The sequence below is a fragment of the Lentzea sp. NPDC037011 genome (assembly GCF_055607425.1).
The window spans coordinates 420,913-446,224 of sequence record NZ_JBVJRT010000004.1; the positions used below are offsets into that span (position 1 = coordinate 420,913).

The following is a 25,312-nucleotide window of genomic DNA, read 5'->3' on the forward strand; positions in this document are numbered from 1 at the left end:
GAGAACGCTGTCACGCGATCCGGCGCATGGTGCCGGTGAGTGCCGCGACCTCCGAGCGGGACGAGACCTCCAGCTTGTCGAAGATCCGGCGCAGGTAGGTCTCCACCGTCTTGTGGCTCAACGTCAACGCCCGCGCGATCTGCTGGTTGGTCCGTCCCCTCGCCACGAGCTCGGCCACCTGGTTCTCCCGAACGCTCAACAGGCTCAGCCGCTCCACGACGGCCTTCTCGAAGTCCTCGACCTCGGCCTCCCCCGCCGCGCGCACGGGTGCCCCGTCCAGGTGCAGCACGGCGAGCAGGACCGGGTGCGACCGGGCGGACAGCACGGCGACGGCCGCGCGCACCAGCTGCCGCGCCTGCTTCTGCTCGGTCACCGACTCCAGGCACGCCAGCGCCAGCAGGGTCAGCCCCAGCTGGTCGGCCGGACCGCGCCGGGACAGCAGCTCGTCCTCCAGCGCGTGCCAGAACCGCGCCTCGTCGTTCCTGCCCACCGCCGAGCTGAGCCCGGCCAGCACCGCGCACAGCGACCCCGGCACCGCCGTGCCGCCGCTCGCGATCACGTGCCGGATCTCGGCGCACAGCCGTTTCGTCCGCACCGCGACCCCGGCCGAGCCGGTCGAGGAGGCGAGCGCACTCGCGTCCTGTGCGTGTTCCACCGCCAGTCCCAGCGCGCCGTCGCGCAGGTGTGCGGTGGCCAGGCCGAGGTGGATCCGGCCGAGGACGTGGACCTGCTGGTGCCGCTCGGCGAGCTCCAGCCCGCGGGTGAACTCGGTCAGCGCGTGCGCGGTGCGGCCGGACCAGATGTTCGCCCAGCCGAGCCAGTCGAGCGCTTCACACGTCGACGTGACGTCATCACCCAGTCGGTCGAGCGCCTCGGCGGTGCTGTCGGCCACTGCCGCCGCCTCGGTGCCGCGGCCCAGTGTGGCGAGCATCGCGCTGTGCACGGCCGCCGCGCGCGGATCGGCCTGCGCCAGTGGTGCGACGGTGTCCAGCAGACCGGCCACGTCACCGCCGCTGTCCAGTGCGATCTCGGCGAGGGCGAGCGGCACCTCGACGTGCCGGACGGCCGTGCGGACCACCTCCGCCGCGTCGTCGAACCTGCCGAGCAGGCGCAACGCCCGGACGTGGGACTCGGCCAGGCCGGTGAGGGTCGCCGGGTCCAGCTCGTCGTGGTGCCGCCACGCCTGCTGGTGCTCCGGCAGGCTCTCGGCCAGCCGCCCGGACAGCGCGGTGGCCCTCGCGAGCCGGGTGACCAGCTCGCCGCGGTGCAGGTCGTGCCGCTCCAGCAACGCCCGCAGCCAACGCGACACCGCGCCGGGCATGCGGTCACCGGTGCTCCTGACCGCGGCCAGGAGCGTCTCGGCGTCCCGCTCGGTCGCCGGTTTGCCGGACCGTTCGAGGTGGTGCGCCTGGTCGGCCAGCGGTGCGCCGCGCTTCCACAGCGCCTCGTAGGCCCTGGCGTGAGCACCGATCCGCCACCCGCCACCCGACTGCCGGTAGCAGATCGCCCTGACCACGCCGTCGCGGAAACCGAGCCGGTTGTCCCTGGTGCGCACCAGGTCCTGGGCGATCAGCTCGTCCAGGCCGGCCAACGCGCGGTCGTGTTCGAGCTCGGCGACCTCGGCCACCAGCACCGGGTCGATCGCGTCGCCGACGACGGCGGCGGCCTGGGCGAACAACCGCCCCTCCGGTCCCAGCGCCTGCAGGTCCACGCCCACGGCCGCCGCGACCGGGTGCGGCGACGGCAGGTCGTCCACGACCGCCGTGTCGTCGTGCGCACCGGCGGCCAGCGCGCTCAGCAGTCCTGGCTGCCCGCCGCTGAGCCGGTGCAGCACCCTGCGGCGACCCGGCCGCATGGTGGCGGGCAGCAGCCGCGCCGAGTCGGCCGGGTCCAGCGGTCCCAGCTCGATCCGCCGCACCGCACCGGTCTCCGCCGCCGTGCCCAGCGCGCTGACCAGGTCGACCGGCGTCTGCCGGGGACGGTGGGTCAGCACGAGCAGCACGGGTGCGGCCAGCGGGCGGCGCACCAGGTTGAGGATCATCTCGACGGAGCTCTGCTGCGCGTTGTGCACGTCGTCGAGCAGCAGCACGAGCGGTGCGTCCTCGCTCAGCTTCCCCAGCAACGCGCGGATGCCCTGACAGGCCCAGTACCGCCGTTCCTGCGGCTGTGTCCGGGTGGCGCCGGACGCGTGCAGCACGGGGAACATCTCCGGCAACCGGACTGCCGCCCGCGGGTCCATTCCGGACAGCAGACGCGCACCGCCTGCCGCCAGCAGGTCGTCCAGTGCGTCGGCGAACACCGCGAACTCCGTCATCAGCGGCTTGCCCACGGCCTCGCCGTGCGCCACCAGCACACCCGCGCGTTCCGCCCGTTCCCGGAACGCGGCCAGCAGCCGGGTCTTGCCCATGCCGGGCTCACCGGCCAGCTCCAGCACCCTGACCGGGCTCCCGCCGAAGGTTCCCAACAGGTGGTCGAAGAACTCGAGCTCCCGCGTCCTGCCCCTCAAGACCGACTGCCCGGACAACTCTCCCGTCCTGCCAAGCCCGCCCCCGAGCATCGACGGCTCCCTCCTCGACAGAGACATACCGCCGTTGGCGCACACCCGCAGGCGCGCACCAGTGCGTGCACGCCGTACGCACTCGTGTGCGCATCGGCATACACCCATGCGTGTATGAATCTGCACGAATAGACCCCAGTACCCGCCTGTCAGTATTACCCGCACACCACACGGCGGCAAGTCTGGCTAATCCGGCGCACGTCAGGGGGAACCTTGACACGCCTGCGGAGATTTGGTTACGTTCGCTTCGGGTCCAGCGACATGGGGGCTGTGACCCAGAAATGGCACTGGGGGCCGACCGGGGGGTTGACATGTCGCGAACTGGAAATACCAGACATCCGCGCAGGCCTTCCACCGGCAGAGCGCAGGCCTGACCTGATCGTCGCTGGCGAGGTAGCACGCGACCGTTGATCTCACGAACCTGACAGTTGACGCCGAGCCGTCCGGCCGGCTCCATTCGTGCTGCCCGCGTTCGATTGATTGTTCACCGACAAGACCACTTCCGCGCAAATTCGACGTGCAAATTTTCGGAACGGCAGGGGTAATCATGGTATCCGAAAGCAAGGCGTTCACACTGAGCGACGAGGAACTCGCGAAGTTCCACCGCGACGGATACATAGGTCCATTCGACCTCTACGAGCCCGAGGAGATGGCCGCGCATTTGCAGGCCCTGCGGCCGAAACTGATCAACACGAAAAAGGCCGTGTACGGCGGCGGCAAGACCATCTCCGGCGTGACCAACCTGTCGAACTACGACCGGCACTTGGACGTCGACTTCCTGGCCGAGCACATCACCCGGCCGGAGATCGTGGACCGGGTGTCGAGCATCCTCGGGCCGGACACGCTGTGCTGGCGCTCGGAGTTCTTCCCCAAGTACCCCGGTGACGAGGGTACGGACTGGCACCAGGCCGACAACTTCTCCAACGTGGCCGGCTCGAAGCACCCGCAGATCGTGTGGCCGGAGGACGCGGACTTCGGCGGCACCATCACGGTGTGGACGGCGTTCACCGACGCGTCGGTGGACATGGGCTGCCTGCAGTTCATCCCCGGCTCCCACAAGTCGATGAACTACGACGAGTCCAAGGTCATGGACTACAACCCGGAGCTGATCAACAACCAGGAGAAGGGCGGGGTGCGCCGCGGGTTCTTCGGCTACGACTACCGGCAGCTGCAGAAGGACCCCAACTGGTCCCCGGACGAGTCCAAAGCGGTCTCGCAGGCGATGAGGCAGGGCCAGTTCATCATCTTCTGGTCCACGCTGATGCACGCCTCGCACCCGCACGCGGGCAAGACCGACCAGATGCGACTCGGCTTCGCGGGGCGTTACCTGCCGACCTCCGTGCGCGTCTACCCGCACTCCGACGCGCTCGCCGAGTTCGGTGGTGCGGCCAGCCTGGAGAAGTTCGGCAACGTGCTCACCTCGGGCCGGGACAACTTCGGGCACAACAAGTTCGTCGAGACCACCGTGAACGGCTTCCGCTTCCCCGTCAGGGACGGGGTGCCGGCCTGATGGCGACCGACGACATCGACACCATCCAGAAGTGGGTCGTGACCACCTGTCAGGACCTCGGGCTGAGCGTGGACGCGGAGTCCGACTTCTTCCGGTCCGGCGGGTCCTCGCTGACGGCGGTCAAGCTGATCGCCAGGGCCGAGGAGGCCTACGGCGAGGACGCGCTGCCGCCGGACGACCTGTTCAGCAACAGCAGCGTCCGCGAGATCGCCGAGAGCATCGCCCGCAACGGGCAGCAGGCCGACGCGTCACCGGCGTAGGCGCACCGCGATGAGGGGTGGCCCCCGGTGTGCCTGCCGGGGGTCACCCCTCCACGCCGTCCACCCGGAAGCAGGGAGCAGATGTCGAGGGGAAGCGCATGAAACGGCTCACCGCCGGACCCAGAGCGCGCGATGTGCACGCTCTGGCCAATGTGGACACGTCGGTTCCCTTTCCGTCGGACAGCAGTATGAAGGAGCTGTTCGAACACCGTGCCCGGCGGAACGGCGAGGCGACCGCGCTCGTGCACGGCGACCGGCGGATGACCTACGCGGAGCTGAACGCGGCGGCCAACCGGCTGGCGGGGCACCTCGTCCGACAGGGGTGCCGGCGCGGTGACGTGGTGGGCGTGTGCGTGCGGCGGTCGTGCGAGCTCGTCGTCGCGCTGCTCGCGATCGTCAAGTGCGGGGCGGTGTACCTGCCGTTCGACCCGTCCTGGCCGGACGAGCGCCTGCACGTGATGTTCGACATCGCCGGCTGCGACCGGGTGGTCACCGACCAGCGGGAGGCCCTGGCGGCGCGGCTGCCGCGGTGCCAGGTGACCGATGTGTCCTCTTCGGACGGTGACGGTGCCGCGGACCCCGCGGTCGCCGTGCTGCCCACGGACATCGCGTACGTCAACTTCACCTCGGGGTCGACCGGGCGGCCCAAGGGCGTGCCGATCCAGCACCGGTCGGTCGTCCGGCTGGTCCACGACGCCCGCTACACCCGGCTCGACGACAGGGTCGTCACCCTGTTCCTCGCGCCGGTCACCTTCGACGCGGCCACGTTCGAGATCTGGGGAGCGCTGCTCAACGGCGGCACGTGCGTGGTCTACCCCGGTGGTTTCGTCCGGCTGTCCGAGCTGCGCCGGGTGGTCCGCCGGCACGTGGTCAGCACGGTCTTCCTGACCACGGCGCTGTTCAACACGATGGTCGACGAGGACGTCGACGCCCTCGGCACCGTCGACACCGTTCTCACCGGCGGTGAGGCGCACTCGTTGCCGCACGTCGAAAAGGCGCTGGCGCACTACGGCGCGGGCCGGATCGTCAGCGTCTACGGCCCTACCGAATGCACCACGTTCGCCACCTACTACCCGCTCACCGGGCCGCAGCCGGAGGACCGGCCGCTGCCGATCGGGCGGCCGATCCAGAACACCCGCGTGCACCTCGTCCGCGACGACAGGCTGTGCGAGCCGGGTGAGACGGGTGAGGTTTGCCTGTCGGGTCCCGGCCTGTCCCCCGGTTACCTCGGGATGCCGGAGGAGACCGCGCGGCGGTTCGTGGACTGCGAGGTCGACGGCGTCACCGAACGCCTGTACCGCACCGGTGACCTCGCGTACTTCGAGGCGGACGGCGTGCTCGTGTTCCAGGGCCGTGACGACGACCAGGTCAAGGTCAACGGTCATCGCATCGAGCTGGGCGAGGTCCAGCACGTGCTGACCGGGCACCCGGACGTGCGCCAGGCCTTCGTCACCATGCACGTCACCGGCACCGGCGAACGGGTGCTCATGGCTTTCGCCGTCTCGGACGCGCCGGCGGAGGCGTTGCGGGAGCACCTGGCGCACCGCCTGCCGCCGTACATGGTGCCCGCGGTGATCGAGGTCCGCGCGTCGCTCCCCCTGTCGGCGCACGGGAAGGTGGACCGCGAGGCCCTCCTGTCGTCACTGCGGTCCGGGTCATGAGCGACGACATCCGCCAAGAGATCCGGTCCGTCTTGGACGCGGTCGTGCTGCCGCACGCCGACAGCTGGGAGGAGCAGGGGCACATCCCGGCCGACGGGTGGCGTGCGCTGGCGGAGACCGGTCTGCTCTCCCTGCCGCACGAGGGCCCAGGCTTCCTGCGCAGCGCCGTGTTCCTGGAGGAGCTCGGCGCCACCGGGTACGCCGGCGTCCGCGCGGCCATCGGCGTCCACGCCTACATGGCACCCGCCTACCTGCGGATGTTCGGCACCGACGCCCAGCGGGCGGCCTGGCTCAGATCGGACCGGATCGCCGCGCTGGCCATCACCGAGCAGAACGCGGGAACGGACCTGTCCTCGCTGTCCACAGTGGCCAAACCGGACGGTGCCGGTCACCGGCTGACCGGGGAGAAGTTCTACGTGGCCAACGGTTCCACCGCGGACTACTTCGTCGTGCTGGCCAAGACCCGCGAGGGCGGCACCACCCGCGTGCTGTCCGGGGCGAGTCTGTTCGTGGTGGACGGCCGCTCCCCTGGCATCACCCGGCACCCGCAGCGGACGCTCGGCTGGCGCGCGGCCGGCACGTGCCGGGTGTCGTTCGACGGGGTGGTCACGGACGGGGTGATCGGCCGGCCGGACCGGGCGCTGCTGCAGCTGATGCCGGCGCTGGACTTCGAACGGCTGGTCGCCGGTCTGCTGGCGGTCGGCGGCGTCCGGCACTGCCTCGACCTGCTGCGGTCGTTCGTGCGGTCGCACCGGGTGCGCGGTGAGGCGCTGAGCGCCAACCAGGCGGTGCGGCACCGCCTGGCCGACCTGGACGCCCAGTTCGAGCTCGTGCGGGCCTTCGCCCACCGGCTGGCGGAGGAGCACTGCGCCGGGCGGCTGGACACCAAGGCCGCGGCCGTTCTCAAGCTCACGGCGACCGAGCTGGCGGTCGCGGCCGCACAGGCGTGCGTGCAGTTCCACGGGGCGCGGGGGTATCTCGACGACTCCGCGCCGGCCCGCCTGTACCGCGACGCGATGGCGGGAACCATCGCGGCCGGCGCGAGCGAGCTCATGCGTGACTTGATCTTCGAGTCGGGGCGATGAGGAGTGGAGACATGGGGAACTTGGACGCCGCGACGGTGAGCGGCCGCCTGCTGCTCGCCATGGCCGTGCTCACGGTCGCGGTGCGGGTCGTCGGCTGGGCGGTGAGCAAGATCGGCCAGCCGCGGGTGCTCGGGGAGATCGTCGCCGGCATCCTGCTGGGACCCAGCGTGCTGGGACTGGTGTGGCCGGAGATGATGGCCCACCTCTTCCCGCAGCAGGTGATCGCGGGGCTGAACGTGCTGGCCCAGACCGGCCTGGTGATGTTCATGTTCCTGATCGGCCTGGAGATCGACCTGAGGTCGCTGCGCGGGCAGGGGCGCAAGGTCACGGTCATCAGCCACGCGTCGCTGCTGGTGCCGATCGCGCTCGCGGTGCCGCTGGCGCTGTGGCTGTACCCCCGGTTCGGTGCGCAGACCGACCGGCTGGCGTTCTGCCTGTTCTTCGCCGCGGCCATGGCGATCACCGCGTTCCCCGTGCTCTCCCGGCTGTTGCGGGAGTCCGGCCTGATGCCCACCCGCGTGGGCGTGATCAGCCTGGTGTGCGCGGCGATCAACGACGTCTACGCGTGGATCATGCTGGCCGTCGTGGTCGCCGTGGCCAAGTCGACGGGCCTCGGGGACGTGCTGCTGACGCTCGCCCTGTCGACCGGCTACCTCGTCGTGATGTTCGCCGTGGTCCGGCCCCTGTTGCGGCGCCTGGGCCACCCGTCGATGTGGGTGATGGTCGCGGTGGCGATCCTGAGCGCCTGGACGACCGACCAGATCGGCATCCACGCGATCTTCGGCGGTTTCCTGGCCGGTGCCGTGATGCCGCGCGACCCCGAGTGGCAGCGCGGCGTCGAGGCGAAGCTCGAGAGCATGATCTCCGTGCTGCTGCTGCCGATGTTCTTCGGCCTGGTGGGGCTGTCCACCCGGATCGACCAGCTCACCACCGCCGCCCTCTGGCTGACCGCGCTGCTGGTCGTCGTGGTCGCCACGGCCGGCAAGCTCGGCGGCGCGGCGATCGCCGCGCGCCTGACCGGTGACCGGTGGACGGAGTCGCTGCTGATCGGCGTGCTCATGAACACGCGCGGGCTGACGGAGGTGGTGATCCTGACCGTCGGCGTGCAGCTGGGCGTGGTCTCCTCCTCCCTGTTCACGATCATGGTCCTGATGGCGCTGGCCACCACGTTCATGGCGGCACCGGTCATCACCGTGCTGCAGCGCCGCCTGGCGGACCCCCTCGTGACCGCCGATCCGCTGGCCGGCCGCGGCGCAGGAGCCGGTCGATGAGCCGGCCCGGTCAGGACGCCTGGCTGCGCGGCTTCTCGCCCAGCCCGGACAGCGAGGTCCGGGTCGTCTGCTTCCCGCACGCCGGTGGTTCGGCGAGCTACTACGTGCCGTTCGCCGAGCAGCTGTCCCCGGTGGCCGACGTGCTGGCCGTGCAGTACCCGGGCCGGCAGGACCGCAGGCACGAGCCGTGCATCGACGACATCGCCGTGCTGGCGGACCGGGTCGCCGAGGTCCTCGCACCGCACCTGGACCGCCCGACCATCTACTTCGGACACAGCATGGGCGCGACGCTCGCGTTCGAGGTCGCCCGCAGGACGACCGCGGCGCACCTCTTCGCGTCCGGCCGGCGTGCGCCGTCGTGCTGGCGCGACGAACGCGTGCACCAGCGCGACGACGACGGCCTGATCGCCGAGATGCGCGCGCTGAACGGCACGAGCTCCGCGCTGCTGCAGCACGAGAAGATCCTCCGCATGGTGCTCCCCGCGGTGCGCGCGGACTACCGGGCCGCGGAGACCTACCGGTACGCCGAGGGCCCGGACCTCACCGCGCCCGTCACCGTGCTGGTCGGCGACGACGACCCGCTGGTGACGCTGGACGAGGCCCGCGCCTGGCAGCGGCACACCACCGGGACGACGGAGCTGCACGTGCTGCCGGGTGGCCACTTCTTCTTGGAGGACCAGTGGCCCCGCATCACCGGCCTGGTCGGGGACGAGGTGCGCGGACTCGTGTCGTCGCGCGCGTGAGGACTCAGCCGGGCAGCAGACCGGAGTCCGCGAGCCACCTGTCGTCGTAGAGCGACTCCAGGTAGTTGCTGCCCAGGTCCGGTGCGATCGCCACGCACGTCAGGTCCTCGTCCCTGGACTCCAGCCACCGCAGCGCGCCGCTGACGACGGTGCCGGTCGACCCGCCGAACAGGTAGCCGTGCCGCACCAGCTCGTGGCACGTCCGGACGGTGTCGCTCTCCTCGACGTGCACGACGTCGTCGACGAGCGACTCGTCCAGGATCTGCGGGCGGACGCTCGTGCCCAGGCCCGGGATCAGCCGGGTGGCCGCGGGCGTGCCGAAGGTGACCGAGCCGACGCTGTCGACGGCGACGATGCGCACGGCCGGCTGGGTCTCGCGGAAGTACCGCGCACAGCCCATCAGGGTGCCGGTGGTGCCCGCGCCGATGAACAGCACGTCCAGGTCGGGGAACTCCTTGGCGATCTCGGGCGCCGTGGAGCGGTAGTGGCCCGTCCAGTTGCCGGGGTTGGCGTACTGGTTGAGCCAGACGAAGCCGGGGTTGTCGCGGCACAGCGCCTGCACGTGCGCGATCCGGGTGCCGAGGAACGCACCGGACGGATCCGGCTCGGACACCACGTGCACCTCGCTGCCCAGCGTCTCCATCGCGCGGCGGGCCGCACCGGTGCAGCGGACGTCGGTGACGCAGATGAACCGGTACCCCTTGCTGGCCGCCACGAGGCTGAGGGCGACGCCCATGTTGCCGGAGGAGGACTCGACCAGGGTCGAGCCGGGGGTGATGCGGCCGTCGCGTTCCATCGCGCCGACCATCTCCACCGCGGCCTTCAGCTTGATCGAGCCCGCGAAGTTGAAGCCCTCGCACTTGAGCAGCAGCCGCCGTCCGACGACCGGCCGCAGGTCCACGTACAAGTCCGCGACGTTGAACTCCAGCGGACTCGTGATGACAGCTGCCACACCGAAATCCCATCTCGTAGCCGACGCGCAAATCCTTTCCAGGGACGCCATATTTCCGCTATACGGACGGCCATAGGTGCGATACCGATGAAATATAGGCGCTCTCCGCAGGGTCGTTTTCACGACGAACCGGAGGGAGAGGCAGATGGGACACTGGGCTCCACTCGAGCTCGACCCGGCAGGCATCGGAGCCGAGCCAGGTCCACACGGGCTGGTCGACCATCTGCGCGGACGGGCCGACCTGGCCGGGCTGCTGGCGGCGAACAAGGCCCTGGTCTTCCGCGGTTTCCAGGTCACCACCGCGGAGCTCGACGAGGTGATGGACCTGCTGCTGCCCAACCGGCTCGCCTACGTCCACGGCAACTCGCCGCGCACGAAGGTCGGTCAGAACGTGTACACGTCCACGGAATACCCGCCGGAATTCGACATCTCCATGCACAACGAGATGTCGTACGCCCATCAATGGCCGGAACGGCTGATGTTCTTCTGCGACGTGGCACCGGAAACGGGTGGCGCGACCCCCGTGGTGGACGGGGTGCGCTGGCTGGGTTCCCTCGACGACGAGGTGCGCGAGGCGTTCGCGAAAGGCGTGCGGTACACGCAGAACCTGCACGGCGGCAAGGGCTTCGGCAAGAGCTGGCAGGACACGTTCGAGACCGGCGACCGGGACGTGGTCGAGGAGTTCCTCGGCACCTCCGGCAGCGAGTTCTCGTGGCGTGCCGACGGCGGGCTGCGGGTCAGCCAGGTGCGGCCCTCGACCGTGGAGCACCCGGTGACCGGTGACGAGGTCTGGTTCAACCAGGCCGACCAGTGGCACGCGGCCGGGCTCGGCGACGAGACCGCCGCGGCGCTGTACCAGATCATGTCCGAAGAGGACCTGCCGCAGTCGGTGACGTTCGCCGACGGCTCCCCCATCCCGGCGGAGCACGTGCGGCAGATCCGCGACCGCGGCCTGTCCGAGGCGGTCGACGTGAGCTGGCGCGCGGGCGACGTGCTGCTGATCGACAACGTGGCGGTCGGCCACGGCAGGCGGTCGTTCACCGGGCCGCGCCGCATCCTCGTCGCGATGTCGGACTGACCCCGTGTCGAGCGCCCAGCTCCACCACGAGCACCAGGCCGAGTCGCTGCGCCGCGCCGCCCGCCGGTTCGCCACCGGCGTGACGGTGGTGGCGGTGAGCGACGAGGGTCGTGACCACGCGCTGACCGCCAACTCGTTCGTCACGCTGTCGCTGCAGCCGGCCCTCGTGGGCGTGTCGGTCACGACGGGTGGCCGGATGCGCCTGCTCGCCGAACGCGCCCGCTACTTCGGCATCAGCGTCCTCGACGCCGGCCAGGAGGAGTACGCGCGGCACTACGCGAGCCGCGGCCGCGCCGGTGCTCCCGACCACCTCGTGCTGCGCACGCTGGGCAGCGTGCCCGCGCCGGTCGTGCCGGGCTGCGTCGCCTACTTCGTCTGCGAGTTCGCGCACACGCACCCGGTCGGCGACCACGACCTGATCATCGGCTCGGTGGTCGAGAGCCGCGTGGTCAGCGAGGAACGCGCGCCGCTCATCTTCCTCGACGGCAAGTTCAGCTGACTGGAGCCACCTGACATGACCCCGGTACCGCCCTTCGGCGGCCACTCCCTGTTCCTGTTCCTGGTCCAGGTCGCGGTGCTGCTCCTGCTGGCGCTGCTGACGGGCAGGCTCGCGATGCGGTTCGGGATGCCCGCGATCGTCGGCGAGCTGCTCACGGGCATCCTGCTCGGCCCGTCGCTGCTCGGCGCGGTGGCGCCCGGCTGGGCGGAGTGGCTGTTCCCGCACCAGGCGGAGCAGTTCCACGTGCTCGACGCGTTCGGGCAGATCGGGGTGCTGCTGCTGGTCGGCGTGACCGGGGTGTCGCTCGACCTCAAGCTCATCCGCAAGCGCGGCAGCACCGCGGCGAAGATCAGCATCCCCGGTCTGGTGATCCCGCTGGGCCTCGGCGTCGGCGCGGGATTCCTGGTGCCGTCGGCGCTGCTGGCAGGCTCCGGTGACCAGCGCGCGGTGTTCGCGTTGTTCCTCGGCATCGCCATGTGCGTCAGCGCGATCCCGGTGATCGCCAAGACCCTGATCGACCTGAAGCTGTTGCACCGCAACGTGGGCCAGCTGATCCTCATCTCCGGCACGGTCGACGACATGGTCGGCTGGCTCGGCCTGTCGCTGGTCACCGCGATGGCCACGACCGGCCTGCACGCGGGCACGGTCGCGCGGTCCGTCGGGTTCCTCGTGCTGTTCGTCGTGGTCTCGGTCGTCGTCGGCAGGCCGGTCGTGCGCGCGGTGATGCGGCGGGTGAGCGACGGCGCCACGATCGGTGCCGCGGTCGTGGTCCTGCTGACGATGAGCGCCGCCAGCCACCTCCTCGGCCTCGAAGCGGTGCTCGGCGCGCTCGTCGGCGGCATGCTGATCCGCAACGCGGGCGGCGACGTGCTGGAGAAGCTGCTCCCGTTGCGCACGGTCGTCATGACGTTCCTCGCGCCGGTCTTCTTCGCGATGGCCGGGCTGCGCATGGACCTCACCGCCCTCGTCCAGCCGTCCGTGCTCGTCGCCGCCGTGGTCCTGCTGCTGATCGCGGTCCTCGGCAAGTTCGCCGGCGCGTTCCTCGGCGCGTGGCTGAGCGGCCTCAACCGCTGGGAGGCGCTGGGGATCGGCGCCGGCATGAACGCGCGCGGTGTCGTCGAGGTCGTGGTCGCGATGGTCGGGCTGCGGCTGGGCGTGCTCAGCACCGAGATGTACACGATCGTCGTGCTGATCGCGATCGTCACGTCGCTGATGAGCCCGCCGATCCTGCGTGCCGCGGCCGCCCGCATCGAGGTGACCGCGAGCGAGCGGCTGCGGTTGAGCGAGTACGAGCCCCCGTCGCGGCAGCAACCCGCCGCCGACCCCGCCTGAGGAAGGACACCCCGTGCTGCCTCCCCCCTTCACCGTCATCTCCGGCGCGCAGGTCCGCAAGGTCCTGACCGGTGCCGAGAAACAGGTCACCGACGTGGTCGAGGCCGCGTACCGGCTGCACGGCGACGGCCGGACGGTGAACCCGGACTCGTACTTCCTGCGCTTCCCCGACCGGCCGTCAGCGCGGATCATCGCGCTGCCCGCGTCGCTGGGCGCGGTGCACGGCATCAAGTGGATCTCCAGCTTCCCGGAGAACGTCGCGGGCGGACTTCCGCGCGCCTCCGCAGTGCTGATCCTCAACGACGCCGAGACCGGGTACCCGTTCGCCTGCGTGGAGGCGTCGGTCATCAGCGCCGCCCGCACCGCCGCGTCCGCCGCCCTCGCGGCCGTGCGGCTCAGCGCCGCGCGCGGTGTCCGGCCCACCCGCGTGGGTTTCGTCGGCGCGGGGCTGATCGCGCGGTACGTGCACACCTACCTGCTGGCCAACGGGTTCGCGTTCGACGAGGCCGGTGTGCACGACCTGTCCCCCGAGCACGCCGACGGGTTCGCCGCCTACCTGCGCCGGTCCGGACCGGTCGTGGTGCACGACCGGTCCGAGGACCTCATCCGCTCGTCGGACCTCGTCGTGTTCGCGACGGTGGCCGGCGAACCGCACGTGCACGACCCGGCGTGGTTCGCGCACAACCCGCTGGTGCTGCACCTGTCGCTGCGGGACCTGTCGCCCGAGGTGGTCCTCGCGTCCTGCAACGTCGCCGACGACGTCGAGCACTGCATGAAGGCGAACACCTCACCGCACCTGACCGAGCAGCGCACCGGGGACCGCTCCTTCATGGCGGGCGACATGCGCGCGCTGCTGGCGGGCGAGATCGACGTGCCGGCGAACCGGCCGGTGGTCTTCTCGCCGTTCGGGCTGGGCGTGCTGGACCTCGCGGTGGCGGTGCACGTCCACGAGCACGCGGGCGGGCTCGTCGTGGACGGGTTCTTCGACGAGCTGAAGCGCCACGGCTGAGGGGGAGGCATGACCGAGCGACTGCCGCTGTCGGCGGCACAACGGGGTGTGTGGTTCGCGCACCAGCTGGACCCGACCGGGCAGCTGTTCAACTGCGCCGAGTACCTGGCCGTGGACGGTCAGCTGGACGTCGGCGTGTTCACCGTGGCGTGGAACCGGCTGCGCGCCGAGGCCGACGCGCTGCGGATCACCGCGCTCGACCGGGCCGACGGCGAGCTCTGGCAGTTCGTCGCACCCGGCGGCGACGCGCCGCTGCCGTTCTTCGACCACACCGGCCACGCCGATCCCGAGGGCGACGCGCTGCGGTGGATGCGCGCGGACACGACCGGTGCGGTCGACCTGGCCGTGCCGCCGATCTCGGCGTTCGCGCTGTTCAAGGTGTCCGACTCGCGCTTCCTCTTCTACTACCGCATGCACCACGCGGTCGTCGACGGGTACGGGGTGCAGCTGATCGGCACCCGGCTCGCGGAGCTCTACACGTCACTGGTGTCCGATGTGGACGGCGGGACGCCCTGCACGTCGTTCGAGCACATCCTCACCGAGGACCTGGCCTACCGGGCCTCCGCGCAGTTCGAGCAGGACCGCGAGTACTGGATGAAGCGGTTCGGCGACCAGCCCGCGCAGATGCGGGTGCTCGGCGACGTGCCGCCCGGCGCCGATCCCGCGTCGCTGCCGCTGCGGCTCAGCCGGGTCGCGGAGCTGGCACCCGCGCACGTCTCGGCGTTGCAGCAGGCCGCCGCGGCGACGGGGTCGACGTGGCAGGTGGTCGTGCTCGCCGCGGTCGCGGCCTACGTGCACCGCGTCACCGACCGCAGGGACGTGGTCATCGGCATGCCGGTCGCGGGGCGGCGCAGCACGGTGTCGCGGCGTGCGCCCGGCATGGCGACGAACTCCGTCGCGCTGCGGATGGACGTCTCCGCGGCCGAGAGCCTCACGGACCTGGTGCCCCGCATGGCCGAGGTCGTGCGCGCGGCGCTGCGGCACGAGCGCTACCGCGCGGAGGACCTGCGCCGCGACCTCGGGCTCGACGGCAGCGAGCAGGCGTTCATCGGACCGATGGTCAACTTCATGCCGTACGACCGCACGCTGCGGTTCGGTGCCGCGACGGCCACGACGCACAACCTGGCGTCGGGCCCGATCGTGGACCTCTCGCTGGGCGTGCGCGGTCAGGTGGGCGGCCAGATGTCGCTCGTGTTCGAGGCGAACCCCCAGCACCACAGCCTGTCCGGGTTCCTGGCCCACCGCGACCGGCTGTCCGCGTTCCTCCGTGCGGTGACCGCGGACCCGGCGCGGCCGATCGGTGCCGTGTCGCTGCTGTCCGACGTGGAACGACGCGACCTGCTCGTCGACCGCAACGCCACCGCGCGCGACCTGCCGGGCGAGACCGTGCCCGAGCTCGTGGCCCGCCAAGCCGCTCGCACCCCCGGCGCACCGGCCGTGCGGTTCGGCGACCGCACCCTCACCTACGGCGAGCTCAGCGCACGCGCGTCGGCGCTCGCCGCCGGGCTGGTCGCACGCGGGATCGGCGCCGAGGACCTCGTGGCGGTCGCGCTGCGCCGCTCACCCGAGCTGGTCGTGGCGATGCTCGGGGTGCTGCGGGCCGGTGCCGCGTACGTGCCGGTCGACCCCGAGTACCCGGCCGAACGCGTCGCGTACCTGCTCGGCGACCTCCAGCCGGCGGTGGTCATCGACGACGCCGCGTTCGACGATCCCGGGTTCAGCGGTCCCTCCACGGCGACCCCGCCCGCCCCTCGCGGCGAACACGCGGCCTACGTCGTCTACACGTCCGGGTCGACCGGTGCCCCGAAGGGTGTCGTCGTACCGCACGACGCGATGCGCAACTTCGTGCTGGACCACGCCGAACGCTTCGGCGTGACCGAACGCAGCCGGGTGCTCCAGTTCGTCTCGCCCAGCTTCGACGTGGCCGTGGGCGACATCTGGCCGACGCTCGTGTCGGGTGGCTGCCTGGTGCTCGCACCGGACGGGCAGGACCTCGCCGGGCTGCTGCGGTCGGAGCGGGTCACGCACGCCACCATCCCGCCGGTCATGCTCGCGCAGCTGCCGTCCGACGGGCTGCCCGACCTGCGGTTGCTGATCACCGGCGGGGAGCCGCCCGACCAGGACGTGGTGCGGCGGTGGGCGTCGGGCCGGCGGATGGTGAACGTCTACGGCGTCACCGAGGCCGCGGTGGCCAGCACGACCTGCCCGCTCACCCCGGGGGACGGGGCGCCGATCGGCAAGCCCGTCGCGAACACGCGGGTGTACGTGCTGGACTCGCGGCTGGAACCCGCGCTGCCCGGTGTCGAGGGCGAGCTGTACCTCGCCGGGGACGGGCTGGCGCGCGGGTACCTGCGCCGGGCCGCGTTGACGGCCGAGCGGTTCGTGCCGTGCCCGTTCGGGCCACCGGGTGCGCGGATGTACCGCACCGGCGACCTGGTGCGGTGGCGGCCGGACGGCAACCTGGAGTACCGCGTCCGCGTCGACGACCAGGTCAAGATCCGCGGGTTCCGGGTCGAGCTCGGCGAGCTGGAGGCCGTGCTGCTCCGTCATCGCGCGGTCCGGTCCGCGGTCGCCGTGGTGCGGCTGGACGAGGGGCGCAAACGGCTCGTCGCGTACGTGGTGCCGGACGGTGCGGTCACCGCGGAGGAGCTGCGCGAGCACGCCGCGCGCCTGGTGCCCGACTTCATGGTGCCGGCCGCCGTGGTGCTGCTGGACGAGCTGCCGGTCACCCCGAACGGCAAGGTGGACCGCAGGCTCCTGGTCGCGCCGGACTTCTCCTCGACCGACGACGCCACCCCCGAGGACGGGCGGGAGGCCCTGCTGTGCGGGCTGTTCGCGCAGGCGCTCGGGGTGGCCCGCGTGGGTCCGCAGGACTCGTTCTTCGACCACGGCGGCGACAGCATCATGGTGTTCCCGCTGGTGGCGAACGCGGCCGCGGCGGGACTGGAGTTCACCGCGCGGGAGGTGTTCCAGCACCCGACGCCGGCCCGGCTCGCGCGGGTGGCCAGGGACGTCCTGACCGCGGCGGGCACCGGCCCGTTCCCTCCGACCCCCGAGCTCGCGCGGCTGGGCACCCGGTTGGACGGCCTGCACCAGTCGGTGGTCGTGCCGGTGCCGCTCGGCACCCGGCTGAAGGCGGTGACCTCGGTCGTCGACACCCTCGTCGCGCACCACGAGGCGCTGCGGATGCGCGTGCTGGCGGACGGGACGTGGGAGGTCGCCGACGCCGCTGCCGACTGCCTGAACCGCGTGCTGCTCGTCGGTGACCCCGAGCCGGAGGTCGTGGACGCCGAACGGGCGGCGGCCGCCGAACGCCTCTCCCCCGCCGACGGACGGGTCGTCCAGGCGGTGTGGTTCGACTCCGGTCCCGCGCACCCCGGTCGGTTGCTGCTGGTGCTGCACCACCTGCTCGCCGACGGCGAGTCGTGGCGGACCTTGCTGTCCGACCTGGACGCCCTGTGGTCCGGGGCCGCGCTGCCCGCCGCCGTCCCGTTGCGCGACCACGTGTCGGGCACGCCGGGCGGGCCGGTGGACGCGGGTCCCGTGCGGACGGTGGAGATCACGCTGCCCGACGCCGACTGGGACTCGCTGGCCGAGCGGTACCGGGTGGACCGGGCCGACGTCGTGCTGGCCGGGCTCACCCAGGCGGTGACCGAACCGTGCCTCGCCGAGGCGCCGCGCTCCACCGGGCCGGTCGGGCGGATCGCCGCCCAGGTGCCCGTGCACTGCGCGTGGGCGCCGGCGGAGAAGGCGTTGCGGCAGGTCAAGGAACAGCGGCGGGGCGGCGGTGCCGACGCGCACCCGCGGATCGCGTTCCGCGACCTCGGCGAGCTGCCGGCCGAGTCGTTCACCTGCACCCCCGATCCGGGATACGCATTGGCGTGCACCACGTTCTCCGTCGGTGGCGTGCTGCGCGCACAGCTGGCGTGGCGCGAGTCCGCCTTCTCGGAGGCGGACGTGCACGAGTTCGCCGACCAGTGGCGTGCCGCGCTCGGCGACCTGGCCGCGTTGCGGGGCCGGGCTGCGCTGACGCCGGCGGACGTGCCGCTCACCGGCCTCACCCGGGCCGAGCTCGACGCGATCACCGCCGCGCACCCGGACGTGACCGACGTGCTGCCGGTGTCACCGCTGCAGGCGGGGTTCGTGTTCCTGCACGCGGTGTCCGGGCAGCACGCGGACTCCTACGTCTCGCAGCTGCGGTTCGACCTGGAGGGCCCGTTCGACGCCGCACGGATGCGGGCGGCGGCCACGGCGTTGCTGCGGCGGCACCCGAACCTGCGGGCGGCCTTCCGCGACGACGTCCAGATCGTGTGCTCGGACGTCACGCTGCCGTGGCGCGAGACCGCGTGCACGGCCGGCGACGCCGACCGGATCGCGGCCCGGGAGCGCGCCGAGGGGTTCGACCTCACCCGCCCGCCGCTGGTCCGGTTCCACGTGCTGCGCTTCGGCGAGCACCACCACCGGCTGCTGCTGACCGCCCACCACGTGCTGTGGGACGGCTGGTCGACCGGGCTGATCGTGCGCGAGCTGTTCGAGCGGTACGCGCAGGACACCGAACCCCGTCCCGGCCCTCCCTACTCCGACTACCTGCGGTGGCTCGCCGGTCAAGACCTCGACGAGTCGCGCCGGGTCTGGGCCGCGGCGCTGGAGGACTTCTCCGCGCCGACGCTCGTGGCACCCGGCGCACCGCCTGCCCGCGAACGGCAGGAACAGGTCAGGACCGACCTCGACGCCACGACGACGGCCGCGCTCGCCCGCATCCCCGGTGTCACGCTGAACACGGTGGTGCAGGCGGCGTGGGCGACCGTGCTGGGCCAGGTGACCGGGCGCGACGACGTGGCGTTCGGCTGCTCGGTGTCGGGCCGGCCGCCGCACCTGCCGGGCATCGAGCGGATGGTCGGGCTGCTGACCAACACGGTCCCCGTGCGCGTGCGGCTGGGCCCCGACCTGCTGACCCGGCTGCAGGCCGAGCAGGCGGCCCTGATCCCGCACCACCACCTGGGGCTGGCCGACATCGGCCGCGACCTGTTCGACACGGCGATCATGTTCGTCAACTACTCCTTCGACCGCGCCGAGTGGGCGGACGCGCTGCCGAACCCGCTGCGGCTGACCGGGTTCGAGGTCGAGGACGAGACCCACTACCCGCTGCGGCTCGCCGCGGTGCCCGGTGAACGGCTGCACCTGCGGCTCGGCTACCGGCCCGACCTGTTCCGCCCGGCCGAGGCACGGCGGTTGCTCGACCGCCTGGTCCACGTGCTCGGCACCTTCGCCGACTGAGGGGACACCCCGTGCGCGACGTGTACATCAAGGGAATCGGCGTCCACCTGCCGCCGGTGGTCGGCATCGAGTCGGCCGTCGCGCAGGGGCTCTACCCCGCGGAGGAGGTGGACCTGCACCAGCTCGCCGGCGCCGCCGTGGCGGGTGAGGTGCCCGCGCCGGAGATGGCCCTGCTCGCGGCGCAGGACGCGTTCAAGCGCACCGGCCACGACCCGCACGACGTCGGTGTGCTGCTGTACGCCGACTCGTGGCACCAGGGCCCGGACGGCTGGCAGCCGCAGTACCACCTGCAACGGCACCTGCTCGGCGGTGACGTGCTCGCGGTCGAGGTGCGCATGGGGTGCAACGGGATGTTCGGCGCGCTGGAGCTGGGTGCGGCGCACGTGCTGGCCGGCCGCGGGAACGCCTTGCTGGTGGCGTCGGACAACTTCGGCACCCCGATGATGGACCGGTGGCGGATGGGCCCCGGCTACGTCGCCGGTGACGCGGCGTCGGCCGTGATCCTGTCGCGGGAACCGGGTTTCGCCCGGCTCCTCGCGGTCGCCTCCGTGGCCGTGCCCGAGGCGGAGCAGATGCACCGGGGCGACGAGCCGCTGTTCCCGCCGGGACCGACGGTCGGCGCACCGCTCGACTTCGTGGCGCGCAACGCCGCGTACAAGAGCCGGATGGTCTCCTCCGGGGAGGGCACCGGCGCGCTGATCCGCATCCACCAGCAGACGCTGTCCGTCGTGGAGCGCGTGCTCGACGAGGCCGGCATCGGTCTCGGCGACGTCACGCGCGTGGCGTACATGAACTACTCGCGGGAGATCGTCGAGCAGCGGTGCATGGCCGCGCTCGGACTCGGCATGTCCCGCTCCACCTGGGAGTTCGGCCGCACGGTCGGCCACCTCGGCGCGAGCGACCAGGTCGTGTCGCTCGACCACCTGCTGTCCGCGGGCGAGCTCGGACCGGGCGACCACCTGCTGATGCTCGGGGTCGGTCCCGGCGTGACGCTGTCCGCCGCGGTGGTCGGCATCGACCACCCCGCCCCCTGGCTGGACTCGCCGGAACAACCGTGAGCACACCACCGGTGGGCCGTGACCGGCGGCTCGGTCCCGCGGTCACGCCCTCCGCCGTCGGGATCGAGAATGCGAGGAAAGTCATGAGCACACCACCGGTGGCCGTGATCGGCGTCGGCTGCAGGTTCGCGGGCGGCGCCGATGGCCCGGCCGCGTTCTGGGACATGCTGGTCTCCGGCCGGGACGGTGTCGGCGACCTGCCGGAGGGCCGGTGGCGCGCCTACGACGGCTCGTTCCCCGCGGAGCTGCGCCGCGCCGCCGTTCCCGGCGGCTTCCTGGACGACGTCTCCGGGTTCGACTCCGGCTTCTTCGGGCTCACCCCGCGCGAGGCCGAGCTGATGGACCCGCAGCAGCGCCTGCTGCTGGAGGTGGCGTGGGAGGCGCTGGAGCACGCCGGCATCCCGCCGCGGTCGCTCGCGGGCGGTGACACCGGCGTGTTCGTCGGCATCGGGTCCGACGACTACGGCCGCCGGATGCTGGAGGACCTGCCCTCGATCGAGGCGTGGACCGGCATCGGCAGCGCGCTGTGCGCGGCGGCCAACCGCATCTCCTACGCGCTCGACCTGCACGGGCCGAGCCTCGCCGTCGACACCGCGTGCTCGGCGTCGCTGGTCGCGACGCACCTGGCGAGCAGGGCGCTGGCCGACGGGGAGTGCGGCATCGCGCTGGTCGGCGGTGTGAACCTGATCATCGGGCCGGGGCTGACGCTCACCCTCGACGCCGCCGGGGCGACCTCGCCCGACGGCCGGTGCAAGCCGTTCTCCGCCGACGCCAACGGTTACGGGCGCGGCGAGGGCGGCGGCGTCCTCGTGCTCAAGCTGCTCGACGACGCGCTGCGCGACGGCGACCGGGTCCTGTCGGTGATCCGCGGGTCGGCCGTGCACCAGGACGGGCGCACCAACGGCATCATGGCGCCGTCCGGTTCCGCGCAGGAGGCGCTGCTGCGGGAGGCCTGCTCCCGCGCGGGCGTCGAACCGTCCTCCGTGGACTACGTCGAGGCGCACGGCACCGGCACCCGGCTCGGCGACCCGCTGGAGGCCGGCGCGCTGGCGGCCGTCTACGGGGCCGGGCGGACCGAGCCGGTGCGGATCGGGTCGGTCAAGCCCAACATCGGGCACCTGGAGGCGGGCGCCGGGATCGCGAGCCTCATCAAGGCCTCGCTCGCCCTGCACCACGGCGAGCTGCCGCCGAGCCTCAACTGCGCCACCCCCAACCCGGCGATCGACTGGGCCACGTCCGGACTGCTGGTCAACACCACCCGCACGCCGTGGCGGCGCGGGGACCGGGTGCGCCGCGCCGGGGTCTCCGGGTTCGGGTACGGCGGCACCATCGGGCACGTCGTGCTGGAGGAGGCACCCGTGCGTGCGGCGGTGGCCGCACCGGACGACGCGCCCCGGCTGTTCCCCGTGTCCGCCGCCTCCCAGGACGCCCTGCGTGCCTTCGCCGACCGGCTCGCCGGGCACGGCGACCTCACCGCGGCCGGCCACACCCTCGCCCACCGCCGGTCGCACCTCCCGCACCGCGCCACCGTGGTCGCCCAGACCGCCGAGGAGCTGGCCGAGGGCCTGCGCGAGGTCGCGGCCGGTGAACGACTGCCGAACCCGGTCCCGTCGAACCCCGGCACCGGGCTGGTGTGGGTGTTCTCCGGGCACGGCGCGCAGTGGCCGGGCATGGGCAGGGAACTGCTCGACAGCTCACCGGAGTTCGCCGCGGCCGTCGCCGAGCTGGAACCGGTCTTCCTGGAGGAGATCGGCTTCTCCCCCACCCAGGTGCTGCGCGACGGCGACTTCGACACGATCGACCGCATCCAGACGATGATCTTCGTGGTGCAGGTGGGCCTGTCCGCGGTGTGGCGGTCGTACGGCGTCACACCGGACGCGGTGATCGGCCACTCGGTCGGCGAGATCGCGGCCGCGGTCGCCTGCGGCGCGCTGACCCCGCAGGACGGTGCCCGGCTGAGCTGCCGCCGTTCCGCGCTGCTGCGCCGCGTCGCCGGGCAGGGTGCGATGGCGATGACGTCGCTGTCGTTCGAGGAGGCGGGTGAGCGCCTCGGTGGCCGCACGGACGTCGTCGCCGGCATCTCCGCCTCGCCGTCCTCGTCCGTGGTCTCCGGCTCGCCCGCCGCGATCGACGCCCTCATCACCGAGTGGGACGACGTCCAGGTCCGGCGGGTCGCCTCCGACGTGGCGTTCCACAGCCCGCAGATGGACGCGCTCACCGCCGGCCTCGCCGCGGCCGCGAGCGATCTGGAGCCGCGCGAACCGCAGATCCCCATGTACTCCACCGCTCTGCCCGACCCGCGGTCGACCGGGCTGCTGCACGGCGACTACTGGGCCGCGAACCTGCGCAACCCGGTGCGCCTGCTGGACGCGACCCGTGCCGCGATCGAGGACGGCTACCGGCGGTTCGTCGAGGTCTCGGCCCACCCGGTCGTCGCGCACTCGCTGACCGAGACGCTCGGCGACGAGGAGGCGTTCGTCGGGATCACGTTGCGGCGCAACAAGCCCGAGCAGGTCTCGGTGCTCACGGCGGTCGGTGCCGCGTTCTGCGCCGGTGTCGACGTCGACTGGGACCGCCTGCACCCCGCCGGCGACCTCGCCGACCTGCCCGTGCGCGCCTGGCAGCACACGCCGCACTGGCACGAGTCCTCGGTCAGCGGCGCACCGCAGCAGCACGACCCGGCCGACCACGCCCTGCTCGGTGCCCCCGTGCCGGTGGCGGGCCGCCCGGACCTGACGCTGTGGCGCACCGCGCTCGACGACGCCAACCGCCCGTACCCCGGCAGCCACACCATCCACGGCACCGAGATCGTCCCGGCCGCGGTGCTGGTCAACACCTTCTTCCTGGCAGCGGGCGTGACAGCGGTCCGCGACGTCGACCTGCGGCTGCCGGTGCGCGGCGGGGAGATCCAGGTCGTGCGCGACGGCGACGGCCTGCGGATCGCCGCGAAGGCCTCGGACAGCTGGCTCACCCACTGCACCGCCGCACTCGGCCCGGTCGCCGGCCTCCCGGCCCGGCTGCCGAAGCTGCCCAGGGGCTCCGCACCGCTGCCGCCCGGCCACGTCCGCGCCCACCTGCGTTCGGTGGGCGTCCCGGACATGGCGTTCGAGTGGACCGTCGAGGAGCTGCTGCGCACCGACACCGTCCTGCGCGCACGCGTGCTGGCCGACGGCTCGTGGCCGGCGGTGCTCGACGCCGCGCTGTCCATCGCCCCCGCCGCGTTCCCCGGTCCCGCCGAGCTGCGGATGGTCGCCGGGATCGGTTCCGTCCAGGTCTCCGGCACGCCGACGGCCGCGGTGGACGTCCAGGTGTCCGTCACGTCGGCCGACACCGTCGACGTCCTCGTCGCCGACAGCGGTGGGACCGTGCGGGCGCAGCTGACCGGTCTGCGGTACGGCGGCATGACCGAGCAGGCCGCCCCGGCGGACCTGGTGCACGAGATCGGCTGGCGACCCCTGGAGCTCGGCCCCTCCCGCGAGGTGGTGCCCGGCGTCACGGACGAGCTGTTCTTCGCCCCGAGCGACGGGGAGCCGGCCGCCATCGCCTGGAAGCTGCTGGAGGAGGCCCACCGGCTGTCCACGATGGACAGCCCGCCGCGGTTGTGGTGCGTCACGACCGGGGTGCGGGAAAGCGCGACACCGCAGGCACTCGCGCAGTCCGTGCTGTGGGGGCTGGGCCGGGTGCTCGCGAGCGAGTACGAGGAGCTGTGGGGCGGCGTCGTCGACCTGCCCGCCGACGGCTCCACCGCGCGGCTGCACGAGGTGATCGGCTCGGCGCCGGCAGCGGACGTCATCTCGCTGCGGTCCGGGGTCGAGACGGCCACGCTGCTGCCGACCACCCGGGAACCCTCCCACACCCCGCTGACGTGCCGCCCGGACGGCACGTACCTGGTCACCGGCGGTCTGGGCGTGCTGGGTCTGGAGGTCGCCCGGTGGCTGGCCGAGCGCGGCGCGCGGCGGCTCGTGCTCGTGGGCCGCACCCCGTTCCCCGCGCGCCGGGACTGGGCGGCGCACCCCGACCAGCGCCAGGTCGAGGCGATCCGCGGGCTCGAGAGCGCCGGCGTGACCGTCCACTGCGTCGCACTGGACATCACCGATCCCGCGGCCGTGACGTCGTTGCGGGAGCTGGACCTGCCGCCGATCAGCGGGATCGTGCACGCCGCGGGTGTGCTGGACAACCGCATGGCCGCCGACGTCGACCTCGCCTCGATGCGGGCGGTGCTGGCCCCGAAGGTCACCGGTGCGTGGAACCTGCATCAGGCGTTCCCGGTGGGGAGCCTCGACTTCTTCGTCCTGTTCTCGTCGTGCGGCCAGCTGCTCGGCCTCCCCGGCCAGGCGACGTACGGTGCGGCCAACGCGTTCCTCGACGCGCTGGCCGCCCACCGCCCCGACGTCACCAGCCTGGGCTGGACGTCGTGGCGCGGCCAGGGCATGGCGGTCAACGCCTCCGTCGACCGCCAGCTCGCCGCACGCGGCGTGGGCGACATCTCCGCCGCCGAGGCGTTCCGCGCGTGGGACTACGCGGCGGCGCGGGGCCCCGGCCACTACCCGGTCCTGCGGGTGGTCGCCGCGGCCGACGCCGACCGGCCTCCGCTGCTCAGCGAGCTCGCCACCGTCGAGGCCGTCGCCGCGGAGGACACCGCACCGGACGACTTCCAGGGGCTCGGCTCCGACCAGCTCCAGGCCCGGCTCATCGAGGTGATCGGGGCGCAGATCGCCGGCGAGATGCGGCTGCCGGCGGCCTCGCTCGACGTGCGCAGGTCGTTGGTGGAGCAGGGGCTCGACTCGGTGATGACGATCGTCGTGCGCAAGCGGCTGGAGAAGCGGTTCGGCCACAAGCTGCCGTCCACGCTGCTGTGGCACCAGCCCAGCGTCACCGCGATCGCCGACCACCTGGCAGAGCACCTCGGAGCCAGCTAGGCAGGTTGCCGGCTGTCGTGCCTCTGCCGCCCCAAGTCCCCGCCCCTGGCTCTACTTGCAGACGCCCTGGGCAGCAACGAGAGGAAGGGGCGGACAAGACT

The 25,312-nt window shown here is 72.4% G+C and carries 15 protein-coding genes; 13 read left to right on the forward strand and 2 right to left on the reverse strand.

Annotated features, from left to right (window positions below; translation table 11 throughout):
• Positions 1 to 10: 10 nt before the first annotated feature.
• Entirely contained in the window at positions 11 to 2,506 is a 2,496-nt protein-coding gene (locus ACZ7CH_RS13915) for an AAA family ATPase (protein WP_470374031.1), read from the reverse strand.
• Positions 2,507 to 3,104: 598 nt separating this feature from the next.
• Between ACZ7CH_RS13915 and ACZ7CH_RS13920 the strand changes: the two genes are divergently transcribed.
• The 6 genes from ACZ7CH_RS13920 to ACZ7CH_RS13945 all read left to right on the forward strand — a co-directional run bounded on the left by ACZ7CH_RS13920 (position 3,105) and on the right by ACZ7CH_RS13945 (position 9,087).
• Positions 3,105 to 4,067, forward strand: coding sequence for a chlorinating enzyme (locus ACZ7CH_RS13920; RefSeq protein WP_360383708.1), 963 nt, complete (start codon positions 3,105 to 3,107; stop codon positions 4,065 to 4,067).
• Positions 4,067 to 4,327 carry an acyl carrier protein gene (locus tag ACZ7CH_RS13925; protein ID WP_360383711.1) on the forward strand — a complete coding sequence of 87 codons (261 nt, stop codon included), beginning with the start codon at positions 4,067 to 4,069 and terminating at the stop codon, positions 4,325 to 4,327. The genes ACZ7CH_RS13920 and ACZ7CH_RS13925 overlap by 1 nt, the downstream gene beginning before the upstream one ends.
• Positions 4,328 to 4,515: 188 nt before the next feature.
• On the forward strand, positions 4,516 to 5,988 hold the full coding sequence (locus ACZ7CH_RS13930; RefSeq protein ID WP_470374032.1) for an amino acid adenylation domain-containing protein: 1,473 nt from the start codon (positions 4,516 to 4,518) through the stop codon (positions 5,986 to 5,988).
• Positions 5,985 to 7,073, forward strand: coding sequence for an acyl-CoA dehydrogenase family protein (locus ACZ7CH_RS13935; protein WP_470374033.1), 1,089 nt, complete (start codon positions 5,985 to 5,987; stop codon positions 7,071 to 7,073). Before ACZ7CH_RS13930 ends, ACZ7CH_RS13935 begins: the two co-directional genes overlap by 4 nt.
• Positions 7,074 to 7,084: 11 nt before the next feature.
• Positions 7,085 to 8,344, forward strand: a complete 1,260-nt coding sequence (locus ACZ7CH_RS13940) for a cation:proton antiporter domain-containing protein (protein ID WP_458432386.1) — start codon at positions 7,085 to 7,087, stop codon at positions 8,342 to 8,344.
• Positions 8,341 to 9,087, forward strand: a complete 747-nt coding sequence (locus ACZ7CH_RS13945; RefSeq protein ID WP_360383721.1) for a thioesterase II family protein — start codon at positions 8,341 to 8,343, stop codon at positions 9,085 to 9,087. The genes ACZ7CH_RS13940 and ACZ7CH_RS13945 overlap by 4 nt, the downstream gene beginning before the upstream one ends.
• 4 nt (positions 9,088 to 9,091) lie before the next feature.
• On the opposite strand, the gene sbnA is transcribed toward ACZ7CH_RS13945, so the two are convergent.
• Positions 9,092 to 10,039, reverse strand: a complete 948-nt coding sequence (sbnA, locus tag ACZ7CH_RS13950) for a 2,3-diaminopropionate biosynthesis protein SbnA (protein ID WP_360383724.1) — start codon at positions 10,037 to 10,039, stop codon at positions 9,092 to 9,094.
• Positions 10,040 to 10,184: 145 nt separating this feature from the next.
• On the opposite strand from sbnA, the gene ACZ7CH_RS13955 reads away from it, so the two are divergent.
• The 7 genes from ACZ7CH_RS13955 to ACZ7CH_RS13985 all read left to right on the forward strand — a co-directional run bounded on the left by ACZ7CH_RS13955 (position 10,185) and on the right by ACZ7CH_RS13985 (position 25,211).
• Positions 10,185 to 11,117 carry a TauD/TfdA family dioxygenase gene (locus tag ACZ7CH_RS13955; protein WP_360383727.1) on the forward strand — a complete coding sequence of 311 codons (933 nt, stop codon included), beginning with the start codon at positions 10,185 to 10,187 and terminating at the stop codon, positions 11,115 to 11,117.
• A gap of 4 nt (positions 11,118 to 11,121) precedes the next feature.
• Positions 11,122 to 11,616, forward strand: coding sequence for a flavin reductase family protein (locus ACZ7CH_RS13960; protein WP_458432387.1), 495 nt, complete (start codon positions 11,122 to 11,124; stop codon positions 11,614 to 11,616).
• A 15-nt stretch (positions 11,617 to 11,631) separates the two neighbouring features.
• A complete protein-coding gene (locus ACZ7CH_RS13965) occupies positions 11,632 to 12,948 on the forward strand; it encodes a cation:proton antiporter (RefSeq protein ID WP_360383731.1) in 1,317 nt (438 codons plus the stop codon).
• Positions 12,949 to 12,961: 13 nt separating this feature from the next.
• Entirely contained in the window at positions 12,962 to 13,957 is a 996-nt protein-coding gene (sbnB, locus tag ACZ7CH_RS13970; protein WP_470374034.1) for a 2,3-diaminopropionate biosynthesis protein SbnB, read from the forward strand.
• A gap of 9 nt (positions 13,958 to 13,966) precedes the next feature.
• Positions 13,967 to 19,234, forward strand: coding sequence for an amino acid adenylation domain-containing protein (locus ACZ7CH_RS13975; protein ID WP_470374035.1), 5,268 nt, complete (start codon positions 13,967 to 13,969; stop codon positions 19,232 to 19,234).
• A gap of 11 nt (positions 19,235 to 19,245) precedes the next feature.
• On the forward strand, positions 19,246 to 20,292 hold the full coding sequence (locus ACZ7CH_RS13980; RefSeq protein WP_360383737.1) for a ketoacyl-ACP synthase III family protein: 1,047 nt from the start codon (positions 19,246 to 19,248) through the stop codon (positions 20,290 to 20,292).
• Between the two features lie 83 nt (positions 20,293 to 20,375).
• Positions 20,376 to 25,211 (forward strand): type I polyketide synthase, encoded by a 4,836-nt coding sequence (locus tag ACZ7CH_RS13985; RefSeq protein ID WP_470374036.1) that lies wholly within the window; start codon positions 20,376 to 20,378, stop codon positions 25,209 to 25,211.
• Positions 25,212 to 25,312: the final 101 nt, after the last annotated feature.

Excerpts from the sequence above, each read along its gene's own strand:
- ACZ7CH_RS13955 (WP_360383727.1), top strand. The coding sequence starts at position 10,185 with ATGGGACACTGGGCTCCACTCGAGCTCGACCCGGCAGGCATCGGAGCC.
- ACZ7CH_RS13935 (WP_470374033.1), top strand. The coding sequence starts at position 5,985 with ATGAGCGACGACATCCGCCAAGAGATCCGGTCCGTCTTGGACGCGGTC.
- ACZ7CH_RS13965 (WP_360383731.1), top strand. The coding sequence starts at position 11,632 with ATGACCCCGGTACCGCCCTTCGGCGGCCACTCCCTGTTCCTGTTCCTG.
- ACZ7CH_RS13940 (WP_458432386.1), top strand. The coding sequence starts at position 7,085 with ATGGGGAACTTGGACGCCGCGACGGTGAGCGGCCGCCTGCTGCTCGCC.
- ACZ7CH_RS13930 (WP_470374032.1), top strand. The coding sequence starts at position 4,516 with ATGAAGGAGCTGTTCGAACACCGTGCCCGGCGGAACGGCGAGGCGACC.
- ACZ7CH_RS13985 (WP_470374036.1), top strand. The coding sequence starts at position 20,376 with ATGAGCACACCACCGGTGGCCGTGATCGGCGTCGGCTGCAGGTTCGCG.
- ACZ7CH_RS13920 (WP_360383708.1), top strand. The coding sequence starts at position 3,105 with ATGGTATCCGAAAGCAAGGCGTTCACACTGAGCGACGAGGAACTCGCG.
- ACZ7CH_RS13925 (WP_360383711.1), top strand. The coding sequence starts at position 4,067 with ATGGCGACCGACGACATCGACACCATCCAGAAGTGGGTCGTGACCACC.
- ACZ7CH_RS13975 (WP_470374035.1), top strand. The coding sequence starts at position 13,967 with ATGACCGAGCGACTGCCGCTGTCGGCGGCACAACGGGGTGTGTGGTTC.
- ACZ7CH_RS13945 (WP_360383721.1), top strand. The coding sequence starts at position 8,341 with ATGAGCCGGCCCGGTCAGGACGCCTGGCTGCGCGGCTTCTCGCCCAGC.